This is a genomic window from Micromonospora sp. NPDC057141 (genome assembly GCF_042670805.1).
Classification (GTDB): domain Bacteria; phylum Actinomycetota; class Actinomycetes; order Mycobacteriales; family Micromonosporaceae; genus Micromonospora.
The window spans coordinates 77,705-91,026 of sequence record NZ_JBHUVA010000019.1; the positions used below are offsets into that span (position 1 = coordinate 77,705).

The window sequence follows — 13,322 nt, forward strand, 5'->3', positions numbered from 1 at the left end:
TTCACTCGCGCCGGCTGCGGCGTTAGGGTCGGAACGTTTCCGGCTCGTTACATCTGTCGTTACATCCTTTCGTTGCACCCCTGGAGGTTCCCGTGGCCGCACTGCGCCAGTACGTGGGCGTGTGGCGGATCCCCGGCGCGCCGATGCTGCTCGTCCTCGGCGTCGTCGGCCGGCTCGGGATCGGCATGACGCCGCTGGCGCTGCTGCTCGTCGTGCAACAGGTCACCGGGCGCTACTCCCTCGCCGCCGTCGCCGGTGGCATCTACGCCCTCGCCGGGGCCGCGCTCAGCCCCGTCGCCGGCCGCGTCGCCGACCGGGTCGGCCCCACCCCCGTGCTGCTGGCCACCGCCGTCGCCCACCCCCTGGCGCTCGGCGGGCTGCTCTGGGCCAGCCGCGCCGACGCCGCCAGTCTCGCCCTGATCTACCTCGCCGCCGGGGTGGCCGGTGCCACGTACCCGCCGCTGACCGCCGCGCTGCGCGGCGCCTGGAACGACCTCACCGGCCCCACCACCGGGCGGTACCACCTGCGCAACACCGCCCTCGGCGCGGAGACCGCGCTCCTCGAAGTCGTCTTCGTGCTCGGCCCGCTGCTGGTGGCCGCGTTCGTCCTGATCGCCGACGCGGCAGCCGCCCTGATCGGCGCGGCCGTGGTCACCCTCGTCGGCACCGTCGCCGTCGCACTCGGCCGGGTCATGCGTGGCTGGCGTCCCCACCCGCAGGAGCACCACGCCCGGGGGCTCGGCCCGCTGCGCGTCGGCGGCTTCCCCGCCCTGCTGTTCTGCATCGCCGGCCTCGGCATCGCGTTCGGGGCCGCCGGGGTGATCGTCCCGGCGTTCGCCGGCAACCAGCCCACCGACGACCCGGAGAGCCTGGCCGGCGTCCTGCTCGCGGTCTGGGGCGTCGGCAGCGCCACCGCAGGCTTCTGGTTCGGCGTCCGCAAGCCCGCGGCCAACATGACCCGCCAGTTCGCCTGGCTGCTCGCCGCCGTCGCCGCCACCTTCGCCGTGTACGCGGTGATGCCCGGCCCGCTGGCCCTCGGCGTCGCGCTGATCGTCGGCGGGGCCGCCATCGCACCCGCGCTCACCCTGGAGAACACTCTCGTCGGGCGGATCGCCCCGGCCGGCATGCTGAACGAGGCGTACACCTGGGCGGTGACCATCATGGTCGCGTCCAGCGCCGCCGGCGGCGCGGTGGCCGGGCTGATCATCGACCACGCGGGCGGCGTGCCCTGGGCGTTCGTCTTCGCCGGTTCGGCCGTCGCCGTCGGGGCCGCCGTCGCCGCGCTGCCCGCCGGCCCCATCGCCCGCGCGGAGGCCACGGCGGTACGCGTCGAGCAGACCCTCGCCGCCTGAGCGGCGGCCTGCTGCTCGTGGCTCCGTGGGTTCCTCGGCGCGGCGTGGGCTGGTCAGCCGCTGCGCGGGGCGTACATGATGACGGCGACCCCGACCAGGCAGATGGCCGCGCCGACGAGGTCGTAGCGGTCGGGCCGGAACCTGTCGACGACCATGCCCCACGCGAGCGACCCGGCGACGAAGATCCCGCCGTAGGCGGCGAGGACGCGGCCGAAGTTCGGGTCGGGCTGGAACGTGGCGACGAAGCCGTAGACCCCGAGCGCGACCACGCCGCCCGCGACCCAGAGCAGCCCCCGGTGCTCCCGCCAGCCCTGCCACACCAGCCAGGCCCCGCCGATCTCGGCGAGGGCGGCGAGCAGGAACAGCAGGATCGAGCGGGCGACCGTCATGCGTCAGACCGTAGCCGTGCGGCCCCTCGTCAGCGGTAGTTGGTGAACTGGAGCGCGATGCCGAAGTCATCGCCCTTGAGCAGGGTGATGACGGCCTGAAGCTCGTCCTTCTTCTTGCCGGTGACCCGGAGCTGGTCGCCCTGGATCTGCGCCTGGACGCCCTTCGGGCCCTCCTCGCGGATCTTCTTGCTGATCGCCTTGGCCTTGTCCGAGTCGATGCCCTGGACCACCTTGGCGTCGATCTTGAAGATCTTGCCCGAGGGGCGCGGCTCGCCCGCATCCAGGGACTTCAGCGAGATGTTCCGCTTGACCAGCTTCTCCTTCAGGACGTCCAGGGCGGCCCGCACCCGCTCCTCGGTCTCCGCCTGGAGGCTGATCGCCTCCTCGCCAGACCAGGAAACCTCCGCGCCGGTGCCCCGGAAGTCGAACCGCGTCGAGAGCTCCTTCTCCGCCTGGCGGAGGGCGTTGTCGACCTCCTGCCGGTCGACCTTGCTCACGATGTCGAACGACGGGTTCGCTGCCATGCTGATGCTCCTGCTGTCCGGCGGTCAGTGCACGTACGCGCCGCCAACCAGCGGCACGACCCCCTGACGGTACCCGGTTGCGCTCACCCCGGGAGCAACCGCTATCCTTGGCTCCGCTGCCGCGCTCCGGTGCGGCGGTGACGCCCTGGCGGGTTGCCCGAGCGGCCAATGGGAGCGGACTGTAAATCCGTCGCGAAAGCTTCAGAGGTTCGAATCCTCTACCCGCCACCAGGTGCAGATGCGGCCCCTGACCAGCAGAGATGCTGATCAGGGGCCGTTTTCGTCGTAACGGCCGAGTCCTTCTGAATCCCGCCTCCTACGGCTCCCAGTGGGCACATGGTGGGCAGGTTGATCCAGCCGGCTGAGCGGCACGCTGAGGGCTCGAAGATCGACCGAGGGCCCTGGGGAGTGGGTACGCCCTACGTCGCGGTGGAGCTGGAGTCTCGGGCGCGCCTCGTGGTCGTACGCCTGGCGGTGGTTGGCCGTGGAAGTCAGACCGAGGGCAAGCCAGTCCGGGTTGTGGACTGGCGCGGCAGCCGGAAGCCCTGACCACGTGACCAGAGCAGCCTCGCCGGCTTCCGTCACGGTCTTGCTGGGCTCGTCCTCTGGTCGGTGGGGCGGTGCCTCCCGGCGGTCGTCGGTGGCTTCCCGCCCCGGCGCCGTAGGCGGCCGGGGCGGCTTACCAGCGGCCGGGCTCGCCGCCCCGCACCGCGCGAAGCGCGGTGCCTTGATCTAAAAGAGAACAATTCGGCAAGCTCGCTACGTCGGGCGCACATTAGCTGTTGATCACACACTGCCACGTCGGCATCAGGAAACTCGCCCAATGTGCACTGCCCTCCTCGACGATCCAGTAGGTCAGAACGAGGCATGCCACTCTTTGCGCCGATAACTAATGCATGGCTGGGAGAATAACGACGTACCCGCAAATCCACACGAACGCCGTAGAGCAAACCACGAACAGTATGACGTATCCCTCGTGCCACCGAAGTGCATTTCTTAGGCGCGGAGGATTCCTGAATCCGGGATAAACGATCTCGTCTGACAGCTCGCATTCCTCCTTACGGTAGTCAAGCCAACTCAGAATGCCGATCAGCAAAAGCAGTGTCGTAAAACTGGCGATAATGGTGAGCAGCCATAGCAATGCAACTAGACCCGAGCGTGCCACGTCTAGGTCAATCTCCCACTTCTTGTGGCCCACGAAGAGGGCTAAGCCGGCGCCGATAGTTGCAGTGGCCAACGTTTGATATAGCGCAAGAACCTTAAATGCATTCTCGTTTAGTGTGTGCAGTTGCTGAAGAATAAACTTGTATCTCTCAAGAGGTGCCGCATCGACCGTCAGGCGCCTACTCCTTAATTGTCGGCTATTGCCGAGCTGCCTGCGGGAGGCTGGAGCCTTTCTTTTTCGAGTCGTGAACTGTCTATTCAATGCGCACTCCAACCAACCTTCAGCATGGGGATGATTTAGCTACCCTTCATTACTCATTCGAACAGTGCTGTCCATTATCGGAGTCATTCGGCCGGACAAGATGGCTTGCATGGGAGCCGACCCGCCGGCCGTCAGGCAGGCTTCCCCACTCGTGATAGTGCGGGTGGGTCGGATCGTCTAAGGGATGAGAAATGTCTACGTTGGACAGAGCATTCGACACCCGGTGGTATTCCGCCATCTGTTCGTTGAGTTTTTGCCCCGCATCCCAAGATTCAGCGATGCAGTCAATAGCGTGCTCGTACATCATCCTAAGTGGCCGCGGCCAATGATCCCAATCGAATTCGATATCTGATTGGTGCATGCTATATCGAATCTGGTGGCTGAGTGGGATGCTTCCACCCATCTCTACGACCAAGACGTCATCATCCAGAAGGCTTAAGGGGTTTTCGACGTTCCTCCCGTGGAAGGCATTGTCGAAGGCGGCGTCTTGCAGAAGGCGTACCTCACGACGATCCCGCGCCCAATTCTTCACGCCTTGATCCGTCAGCCAACCTTGGCGCGTCCGACAGAAGGCCAACCCTCGGATATCAGCTCCTAGACTGAAAGCGTGGTAGGCGAACTCGGCTTGCAAATCGGGTGGCGGGTCCTCGGCGAGATAAAGGCGAACCTGCTCTGAAGCCCATGCATGTATGGCATGTCGGTCGGCGAAGGGCAAAGCCGTATCTCTTGCAGCACGCTTAGTTAGGCCGAGAAAAACTCCTAAAACACTGCCTACTGATGACTGTGCTCTCGCTCCATCGACAGTGATTGGGGCGCTAATTTTAGTGGCGGATACGGTGCTCCTTGCGGGCCTGATGGCAGCGCGGCCTAGCAGTTCTCCGGACACGTTTATGATTGGTCGCATGCGCTGCACGGTGTTTGATTCAACGTCTGTAATGCCAAAATATAGGCGACGGACTAGTTCATCAGAAGGAAGTGAAGTCCAGTCGCCCTCATTGATTACATTGACGTAGGCTCCGGAGTCGCTGCCAGCGTCTAGGTTTACGTCCAAGGTCGGAAACATCCACGCACAAAGCGTTGCAATATTCGTAACCTTATCGTCTAGGAGACGTCTCGGAATATTGCCCGCAAGCCGTACCGAGACTTCCGTTCCTCCATAGACGAGTCCCTCAGAGGCGGGCGTAGCCGGTCTAAGAATCGGTCGCGAGCTTAACCCTTCTTGAAATTCGAGCACGAAAGTCTCATCGATGCCGCGATCGAATCTACGAGAGGCGACTTGGACTTGGTCGCCCAGCATGAAAATAGAGAAGAATCCAATTCCGAACTTTCCGGTTGGAGTAAAACCGGCACTCATCAGGCCTGGCAAATCTCGTCGCGCTTCATCGGTAGACCAGTACGAAGTCCCGAAGTCGAGTAATGCGCCGCTCATGACTTCACGCGACATGCCGATGCCGTTGTCGCGCACAACGAGCCACTCGCCATCGTCCCTGTTTTCGATCGCTACCTGCACTCGGAGGCGAAGTTCACTCTGGTGCATCTGAAGTAGACGTCGGGCCCGAACGGCATCAGTGCCGTTGCTGATCAACTCCCGCAACGCCGCGCGCGGGCTATTCCCGTATAGTTGTTCTCCGCCGAGCTTTTGCACTAGATCGATGACGTTGCCTACACGAACCGATGCGTCGATTGGAAACCAATCTTGAGCAGGGATTAGCCTGGAGACCCGATCGAGGTCGTCAACATAGCCGACGGATCGCGCTGTAAAGCGTGGCCGTCCATTGTCTGCCAACAAGGTATCGCAAGACCTTAGCTCATGATCCACGACACGCAACGTCTCAATGCATAGCCACCACGCGCCGGCTTCGTCTGGTCCGAATGGCTGAGATGCCGTATACACCAGGCGATCATGATCAAGCCATGGTCGTTGTAACTTCTCCTGAAAGATCCAGTGCGGCCGCGAGTCCTTGTCTAGCTTCGTCAACGCTCGCAGAAATCCTGGCGCCCTGCGGTTGTCGATGTGCGACACATCCGCACTTCTCACAATGCACGCCAGCTTGAGTGGATCGATGGTCCACTCTCTTGGTAAATTACCAGGAGCGCCGATGATGGAGGAAAATTCTGCCGCTACTTTTGAGTGGGGCCACCAATGGCTGGCCGCGATCCGCCCGATGAGAACACCGTAGGTGTTTCTTAGGCCTGGATCAGCTATAAGAAAGTACTCCGAGGACTGCGGCCCTTCGCGGAAAGACTCCTGCGGAAGATTAGTGGCTTGGTGTGCATGGAGCTCTCGAAGTAGCTCCTGCTCCGCAGCGGAAAGAACTTCGTGTGGTGGAGAAGTGAGCTCTTCTGCGGAGGGTGACCGTCCCGTCCTCCGCTTGAAATGCGTGTATATAGTGTCACGCCAGCGAGGTGCTCCGACCGAGGCCTCAAGGCCACCAGGGAATGCTGCCTTGCTCATGGCTAGGTCGTGGACGAGGAAGGCGCACCCTAAGACAAAAGCCTCGAGCGGATTGATCGGATAATCTGGCCCGGCGATTAGGTCTGCAGACTCCCAGAGTGCGTCTGGATGTGTGATGTCGTGCAGGGTGAATTGTGGAAGGTCTCGCCGGATTTCTGCCGCAAGCACCGAAGCCTTTTCATGGCAGTGTTGATAGTTGGAGTGCAGCCGCTGGCGGGCGGCCTCCTGGTTTGCATTTCCGAGTGTGTCAACCAGGGTTCGGCGAAACATCTCGCTATCCAACGATGCCTCCACATCTACCATTCTCAGTGAGTTCAGTTATTCGACGCACGGGAATGGAAGTTGGACTTGGGCGGGCTTGTGTGCCCCCAGGTCAACAGACTATCGGCAAGAAGCGATCATTACGGCTTGAGTGAAAGCCCGTCGGCTATGAAGGGGGCCGCATGATATGCGATAGAGCCACTGAAATGGCCGACCGAGCGGCCGTTCGTGCGTCCGAGCTCGTCGACTACGGCGACGCAGGTGGCGTTGTCAGGGGCGATCGCAGCCGAGATCCGATGCCGGCACGTTCACAATACGGTGGCAGCCCAACCGTCCGGACTGATGCCGCGCAGCCATTGCCATAAATCGGGTGAATGCTCATTGATGACAGCTCCTACGTTTAATAGTGGCGGCAAAGTCTAGACCTCAAGATCGCGTGGGCAATGGTGCTGTCCGGAACCAGACAGAAGCTTGGCGGGTCGTGGTAGGTTCCGAGAAGTGCCGTACTGAAGTCTTGAACTGTCAACCTCGGCAAAGGATCTTCTATTCACCCGCTAGCCGGAGATCTGGTGTTCATCGAGCGAGTCACGATAGCCCCTTTGCTACTTCCCGATGCTCCGCATAACTCGTAGCCCTTCCTTCTGCACGAAGAGGGTTCATCGTTCGACGGCGGCTCCCTTGTGGTCGAGCTGGTAGCCGTCGAGCCAAACCCAGTGGTCATAGGTGGGCCAGTCGAGTACGCGGATGACGCGGAACATGATGGGGCGGATAAACTGGACGCTTGCGGCACGGGTGAGGTGTACGACGTCACCGGCCTTGGGGAGGGTCACAGCCATCGTCCGTTGAGTGCGCGGTATCGGCGCCAGGCCCAGATGCGGGAGCGGGCGGCGACAACCATGGGGCAGAAGCCGGTGGTCGTGCATTTCCAGCACTTGTTGCGCCGGTGGTAGTCGAGGCAGTAGGCGGCGGACTGGACCTTCTGCCGGCGTGACAGCTTCGGCCGGAAGCGGCGCCGCTTAAACGGGGTGCGCACGCTGCCGCGGGCTCCTTGATATCCCTTGTCCGCGAAGGTCATCACGTCGGCGCTGGTCAGGGCGTCGATGATGCCGTGGGTGCGGGCGGCGGTCAGATCATGCGTCGAGCCGGGCAGCGCGGCCGAGGCCCAGACGAGACGCCCGGCCGCGTCGGCGATGACCTGCACGTTCACTCCGTGACGCTTGTTCTTCCCGGAGTAGTACGGCTTCTGGTTGGCGACCCGGTCGATCGGGATCAGGGTGCCGTCGAGGATTGCGTAGGCGAGCAGCCGGATCCTGGTCATGGCCGTGGCCAGGTCGTCGGCGGTCGCGAGCAGGTCGATGGCCTCGCGGACATAACGCCAGGCCGTCGTGACGCCGATCTCGAATCCGGCGGCCAGGCGGGTCAGGGTGTCGCCGTTGCGCAGGTGGGCCAGTGCGAGCAGGGCTTGCCGGCCGGGATCGAGGCGTCGCCACCGGGACCGTCGCTGCTGGCGGCGGGTTCGGATGAGGGCGGCGAGGTGGTTCAGGCTGCGGGTGGACAACGGAATCGTGGCAGGGTAAGACAGCACAGCGAGGCTCCCGGTTGGGGCATCTGATCTTGGTCGATTGCTGTCTTACCGGGAGTTTCGTCCTACATGGACATCGGCCTCCCGCGCCGCCCGTGACCTGCACCGTCACGATGAAAATGGCTCATTGAATACCGGTGGGCCGCCTGGTGCTCGTCGGCACTGCTCCTCGTGCTGGGTCGCACTGGACTGATGACGGCGGTTCGCACGAGCGCCGGGGACTGAAGCATCGGGCGCGCAAGGAAACTCGGACGGTCCCGATTCCGCCCCGGCTGGTCGAGCTGCTCTTGGGCACACGTCGAGAATCACGGTGTCGGGCCGGACGGTCGGTTCTTTCGGGGTCTGCACGGTGGGCCGCTCTCCGAGTCGGTTTACGACCGCTGGTGGAAGCTCGCCAGGGAAAAGGCGCTGACCGAATCGCAGGCCGTCTCGCCGCTCGTCCGCCGTCCCTATGACCTACGTCACGCGGCAGCCTCACTCTGGCTGAATGCCGGCGTCCCGCCGACCGAGGTCGCCCGGCGCCTGGGCCACGGCGTAGCCGTCCTGCTCCGGGTCTACGCCAACTGCATCGACGGGGGAGAGGCCACCGTCAACGACAAAATCGGGAATGCCCTCAGGTGACCGGTTGTTACTCGCAGGGCTGCGCCGGGTGGGCAGAGCGGCACGACTGAAAGGCGATGGCGCTTCGTGAGTGATCCGATGAACTTTCTCCGGGACCTCGATCGACAGGCGCGCGAGCGTGAGCAGTGGCGTATCGAGTCCGACCGGATGATGGACGACATCGCAGAGGCTACGGCCGCGCGGGCAAACGAGGAGGCAGAGCGCCACGAGCGGGCTGAGCAACGTGAGACGAAACTCCTAGAGCAGAACGCTGCCTTGACGAAGCAGTTCTCGGACTTCGTGTCGAAGGTCGAGCGTGACCGGGCTGACGACCAGCAACGGCTTGAGCGCGCTGAGCAGAGGGAGCTTGAGGCTCTCGGGGTGGCCAAGGACAGCAAACGTGTGGCTTGGATCTCCGCGACGGTCGCGATCATCGCTCTGCTGGTTGCGATCGTTGCGATCGTTGTCCCCCTGATCTGGCCCGCAAACGAGATGCGCGCACCGGTGGTAACGCCTTCTGCTGCCGTGCCAGCGCCCACCAGCGCTCCTGCTGCACCTTCCGCTTCTCCAAGCTCGTCTGAGGACGCTGGCAGGTCGTCTGGTTCACCCTCGCCCTCGGCGTCCTGAGACATCGGGCGAGTCTGGTGGGCGTGGGCAGATAGTGGGCCGTTCACCGAACGGCGCGAGCGCAGCTTGGAGGACCAGCAGCTCAGAGGCACTGAGGCGGCTAAGATCGCCGACGCCCTGTAAATCCGTCGCGAAAACTGCGGAGGTTCGAATCCCCTCCCAAGCCCTCAGGTTCGAGATCGGCACCCGACCAGCAGGAGTGCTGCCGGGGTCCGTTGTTGTCCCCGCGTACGGGCGCCTCGCCTCGGCCCGCCTCGGTGATCAAGAGGAAGCGTCACAGTTGATCTCGACGATGACGCAATCCTCCTGATCACCCGGCCGGGGTGAGCCGGGGTCGAGCCGGTAGCGGGGAGCTTTCGTTGAGCCGAGTGCAGTAGGCGAGAGTGGTGTCGTCGTAGGTCTTGCCGCGTGGCCACCTTGTGCCGTACGGGTCGCTTGCCTCCGCGGTCCGAACCCGTCGGATAATCCCGGCCGGCCCTTCCGCGTCGAGTAGCGCGAGAACCTCGGGCCAGTCCGCGAGGCGAAACCGGTCAGCAAGTCGGCTGGCACCGTCGCTCAGCAAGGCTGCGGATGCAAGGTCATAGACCGGCCGACTTCCGGTAAGAGCCTCCGAGGCTGCTCGTGGGTCGCCTGCGGCTACCCAGAACCCGCCAGGCTGGTTTCGATGGCGTCGCATGGTTTCGATGTACTCGCGGCGGGCCTGGTGGTGTTCAGGGGTGTCGTTGACGGCGGAATCCATGGCGGCCCGGTATCGGCGGCCGACTTCCGCCTCCCGGCTGTCGGTGATGACGAGCGGATCGCCCCCGCGTTGCTCCAGCACGAGGACGGAGTCCGCGAGCACCAGATAGTCCGCGCGATCATCAGTGATTCGGAGCATGACCACCGTGGCGGACGGGCTGCTCGGGTCGTTGATGTCGCAGGTTCCACGATGGCTATCGGCTACCTCCTCTATGGCGTCGGCCAAGAGGGCCGTGAGGTCGTCGCCGGCTTCAGGACCCAAGCGGGACAGCAGCGCTCCGCCGAGCCGGCGGGTGTACCAGGCCACACCGTGGGAGCAGGTCGAGGTGGTGCCTGAAAGGCCAGCGCCGTCCAGCAGCACGACTGCGTTCGGGACGCTGCCCGTGAAGTCCTCGTTAGGCTGGTCGTGCTTCCCGGGGCTCGTCGCCATCGTGACCTGCATGGTTGCCTTCCTCCAGCCGGTAGAACGGCGTCAGGGTCTTGACCTCGCGAGGTTCGTTGGTGCCCGCGTCGTACTCAGTGCCAACAAGCACGGAGAAGTTGGCTGTGTTGACCTGGGCGAAGAGTTCAGTGAGCTGGGTGCAGATCAGGTGGACCACGCCAAGCGAACCGGGCGGATGGATGCCCGTGAAGACGACGAGCGATCCGAGGCCGTCGGGACGGGGAAGCCGGCCAAGGTAGGCCACGTCGGAGGCGGTCGGCGGGTCCTGGTCCTGGCCGGAGCGATAGACGATGCCCGTGGCCCGGTCGACGAGCGTCCAGGGTCCGTCGCTGGCTCGCTCGAACTGCAAGAGCGGATCCTGGGCGAGCACCTGAGCGACCGCATCGGAGATGCGTGGACCGCAGATCACCACCAGGTTCGGGCGGTTGAGGTCGATGTCTCCGCCGACCGGGACATGCTCGAAGGAGGGTTCCAAGCCCAGGCCGCGTGCAAGTTCGCCGAGCCGTTGCGCGGCGGCAACGTCTTCGATGGCGACGACCGGTCGGGCTCTGATCGCTTCTTCCTTGAGGGGCGTGGCGATGGAGACTCGGCCCATCCCGAGGAAGGCGCCTTCGGGCGCGGGGCCACCGTGGCGGATCTGGTGGATTCGACCGCGCGTCAGCCCTACCTCTTGCGCGATGTGTGCGTATGACATGCCTGATTCGTGAAGTTCTTGGATGACGCGCCGACGCAGGCGGGCCAGCTCGGTGACCTCCACCTGAGCTGCTGCCATACGGGTTGTCGCCTCCCGTAACAGCTCGAACGGGTCACGTATGGCGGCAATCCTGTCCACTTCGCCCGGCATGTCGGTCCTTGTGATAGATGTCAGGGCGTCGAGCCCCCTTGACGCTCCAACCGTACCGACCCTAGCGTGATGTCTATTCCCCTAGACGAGCGAGGCGACCGCCCCGAGTGATCTGTCTAGGGGGATAGACGGGAGTGCTCGTGATCTCCGGGGTCGTGTCGATTGTGTTCGGTGGGCTGGTGCCGGGCTTCCTGCTCGGGTTGCTCGCGTTCCGGGTCAAGTCCCGCTGGTGTCCCCGCTGCGGCGAGTCCACCCTGGCCATGCCGCCGGTGGAGCAGGACAGATGAGCGACCGCGGCGAGGTGCCGATCGGGCGGCGGATGGCGGAGCTGCGGGCACGGCGGGGCATGAGTCAGCAGGTCTTCGCCGACCGGATCGGCAGGTCGAAGAGCTGGGTCGACAAGGTCGAACGAGGCGTACGCACCCTCGACCGGCTCTCCGTCATCGAAACCGTCGCCGCCGCCCTCGGCGTCACCCCGACCATCCTGCTCACCGGCAGGCCCCGCCGGGAAACCGTCACCGACACCGAAGCCGCCGTGGAACGCATCCGCGCGGCGCTGGCCCGCCACGACCCACCCGACGCCGACAGCCCGACGGCGCGGCAGCTCGACGACCAGGCCGGGTACGCCTGGACCGCCTACCGCAACGGCCACCACCCGCAGGTCCTGCGCACCCTGCCCGACCTGCTCGCCGCCACCCGGCACACCGGCCACGCCGAGACGGCAGCCGACCCGCCCGTCCGCGTCTACCGGCTCACCGCCCAGACGCTGGTCAAGCTCGGCAAGCCCCACCTCGCCTGGCTGGCCGCCGACCGCGCCATGACCGCCGCCACCGGCGACCCGCACCGCACCGGCCTCGCCGCCGTCTCCCTCGCCCAGGCCCTGCGCGCCCTGCACCGGGGACGCCTCGCCCAGGCCGCCGCGCTCACCGCCGTACGCCAGATTGACCCGGCGGCGGCGCACGACCGCCCGCCGGACCCCGGCCTCACCGGGACCCTGCTCATCGAAGCCGCCCTCGCCGCCGCCACCTACCGCGACGCCCCCACCGCCCACGACCTCACCGAACGCGCCGCCCACCTCGCCGCCACCTACGACGGCCAGCATCAGCCCGACAACGACGGCACCGCGTTCGGCCCCACCACCGTCATCCTCGCCCGCGCCCTGGTCGCCACCCGCCTCGGCGACCATCATCACGCCGTCATGCTCCACCGCCACGCCACCGACGGCGAGGGCTGGCGCATGCTCCCCGCCGAGCACCGGGCCGCCCACCTCATCGACATCGCCCGCGCCCACCTCGACCTGGGCGACCCGCGGGCCGCCGGCCGCGCCCTGACCGCCGCCGACCGCATCGCCCCCGCCGAGGCTCGCACCCGCCCCGCCGCACGCGCCGCCCTCACCGCCATCCTGCGCACCGGCACCACCGCCGCCGACGTCGCCCGCCTCGCCGCCACCATCGGCCTCACCCAGCAATAGGCAACCGCCGGACCGCGCCGCGCCGCTCGTGGGCCCGCCAGTTCGGCGATCCCGCCCAGGGATGCTGCGCGTGTCGTCGGCGGTTCGCGCTGCCCTGATGAAGCGTCGTCACTCGGTCCGGGAGTGCGGCTGGGCGTGGGTGATGTCGTATTCGACTCAGCTCCCTATGCACCGTAGGAGCCGTCCGCCGGGGCAACGCCAATGGACGGATCGGGCGAACGGTTCAAGGCGTGACGGCGGCCCCGGGCGACAGCCAGCCCACCGGCCGTCGATCGGGTGGAAACACGGGGTGAAGTCCGACGGAACTCCACCTTTTCCACGGATTCGAATCGGCGAGCGGCGCCGTGACGCCCAGCCTCGCGAAGATGAGCGGCACCGACGCGCGCGGTTTGGTCCAGCGCGGATACGATGCGTTGTCGCACCACTACCGGGCTGGCGATGCCGTGGACGGCTATTGCGTCCCCTGGCTCGGCGGTCCCGCCGCCATGTGGTGGAGTCACGCCGACGGGCACGCCCTCGTCAGGGCCCAGCTACCTCCAGCCTGACGAGTCGCCAGGCAGAGGTGCCGCCATGTCGGGCAGGTGGCGGTATCCCGGCCGCCGGATACCGCC

The 13,322-nt window shown here is 65.4% G+C and carries 11 protein-coding genes and 1 tRNA gene; 5 read left to right on the top strand and 7 right to left on the bottom strand.

The window, feature by feature from the left end; genetic code table 11:
- Positions 1–92 precede the first annotated feature (92 nt).
- The gene (locus ACFT41_RS13680; RefSeq protein WP_377582951.1) at positions 93–1,352 is read left to right on the top strand and encodes an MFS transporter; all 1,260 of its coding nucleotides are present in this window, start codon (positions 93–95) and stop codon (positions 1,350–1,352) included.
- A 53-nt stretch (positions 1,353–1,405) separates the two neighbouring features.
- On the opposite strand, the gene ACFT41_RS13685 is transcribed toward ACFT41_RS13680, so the two are convergent.
- Both ACFT41_RS13685 and ACFT41_RS13690 read right to left on the bottom strand, forming a co-directional pair.
- Complete coding sequence (locus tag ACFT41_RS13685; RefSeq protein ID WP_377582949.1) at positions 1,406–1,741, bottom strand: YnfA family protein; 336 nt, start codon at positions 1,739–1,741, stop codon at positions 1,406–1,408.
- A 29-nt stretch (positions 1,742–1,770) separates the two neighbouring features.
- The gene (locus ACFT41_RS13690; RefSeq protein ID WP_377582947.1) at positions 1,771–2,265 is read right to left on the bottom strand and encodes a YajQ family cyclic di-GMP-binding protein; all 495 of its coding nucleotides are present in this window, start codon (positions 2,263–2,265) and stop codon (positions 1,771–1,773) included.
- A 147-nt stretch (positions 2,266–2,412) separates the two neighbouring features.
- Here ACFT41_RS13690 and ACFT41_RS13695 point away from each other — a divergent pair.
- A tRNA-Tyr gene (locus tag ACFT41_RS13695) sits at positions 2,413–2,496 on the top strand.
- Positions 2,497–3,740: 1,244 nt separating this feature from the next.
- Here the strand turns inward: ACFT41_RS13695 and ACFT41_RS13700 are convergent.
- The 3 genes from ACFT41_RS13700 to ACFT41_RS13710 all read right to left on the bottom strand — a co-directional run bounded on the left by ACFT41_RS13700 (position 3,741) and on the right by ACFT41_RS13710 (position 7,992).
- Entirely contained in the window at positions 3,741–6,428 is a 2,688-nt protein-coding gene (locus ACFT41_RS13700) for an ATP-binding protein (protein ID WP_377582945.1), read from the bottom strand.
- A 635-nt stretch (positions 6,429–7,063) separates the two neighbouring features.
- Positions 7,064–7,237: a hypothetical protein gene (locus ACFT41_RS13705; protein WP_377583083.1), complete on the bottom strand. Its 174-nt coding sequence runs from the start codon at positions 7,235–7,237 to the stop codon at positions 7,064–7,066.
- Positions 7,234–7,992 (bottom strand): transposase family protein, encoded by a 759-nt coding sequence (locus ACFT41_RS13710; RefSeq protein WP_377582943.1) that lies wholly within the window; start codon positions 7,990–7,992, stop codon positions 7,234–7,236. Before ACFT41_RS13710 ends, ACFT41_RS13705 begins: the two co-directional genes overlap by 4 nt.
- A gap of 684 nt (positions 7,993–8,676) precedes the next feature.
- Here ACFT41_RS13710 and ACFT41_RS13715 point away from each other — a divergent pair.
- Positions 8,677–9,216, top strand: a complete 540-nt coding sequence (locus tag ACFT41_RS13715) for a hypothetical protein (protein WP_377582941.1) — start codon at positions 8,677–8,679, stop codon at positions 9,214–9,216.
- 310 nt (positions 9,217–9,526) lie between these two features.
- Here the strand turns inward: ACFT41_RS13715 and ACFT41_RS13720 are convergent, their stop codons facing one another.
- Together ACFT41_RS13720 and ACFT41_RS13725 are read right to left on the bottom strand one after the other, a co-directional pair.
- Complete coding sequence (locus tag ACFT41_RS13720) at positions 9,527–10,396, bottom strand: protein phosphatase 2C domain-containing protein (RefSeq protein ID WP_377582939.1); 870 nt, start codon at positions 10,394–10,396, stop codon at positions 9,527–9,529.
- Positions 10,350–11,240 carry a sigma-70 family RNA polymerase sigma factor gene (locus ACFT41_RS13725; protein ID WP_377582937.1) on the bottom strand — a complete coding sequence of 297 codons (891 nt, stop codon included), beginning with the start codon at positions 11,238–11,240 and terminating at the stop codon, positions 10,350–10,352. The genes ACFT41_RS13720 and ACFT41_RS13725 overlap by 47 nt, the downstream gene beginning before the upstream one ends.
- Positions 11,241–11,380: 140 nt before the next feature.
- On the opposite strand from ACFT41_RS13725, the gene ACFT41_RS13730 reads away from it, so the two are divergent.
- The gene (locus tag ACFT41_RS13730; RefSeq protein WP_357747063.1) at positions 11,381–11,527 is read left to right on the top strand and encodes a hypothetical protein; all 147 of its coding nucleotides are present in this window, start codon (positions 11,381–11,383) and stop codon (positions 11,525–11,527) included.
- Positions 11,524–12,711, top strand: a complete 1,188-nt coding sequence (locus ACFT41_RS13735) for a helix-turn-helix domain-containing protein (protein ID WP_377613817.1) — start codon at positions 11,524–11,526, stop codon at positions 12,709–12,711. The genes ACFT41_RS13730 and ACFT41_RS13735 overlap by 4 nt, the downstream gene beginning before the upstream one ends.
- The last annotated feature ends 611 nt before the right edge of the window (positions 12,712–13,322 follow it).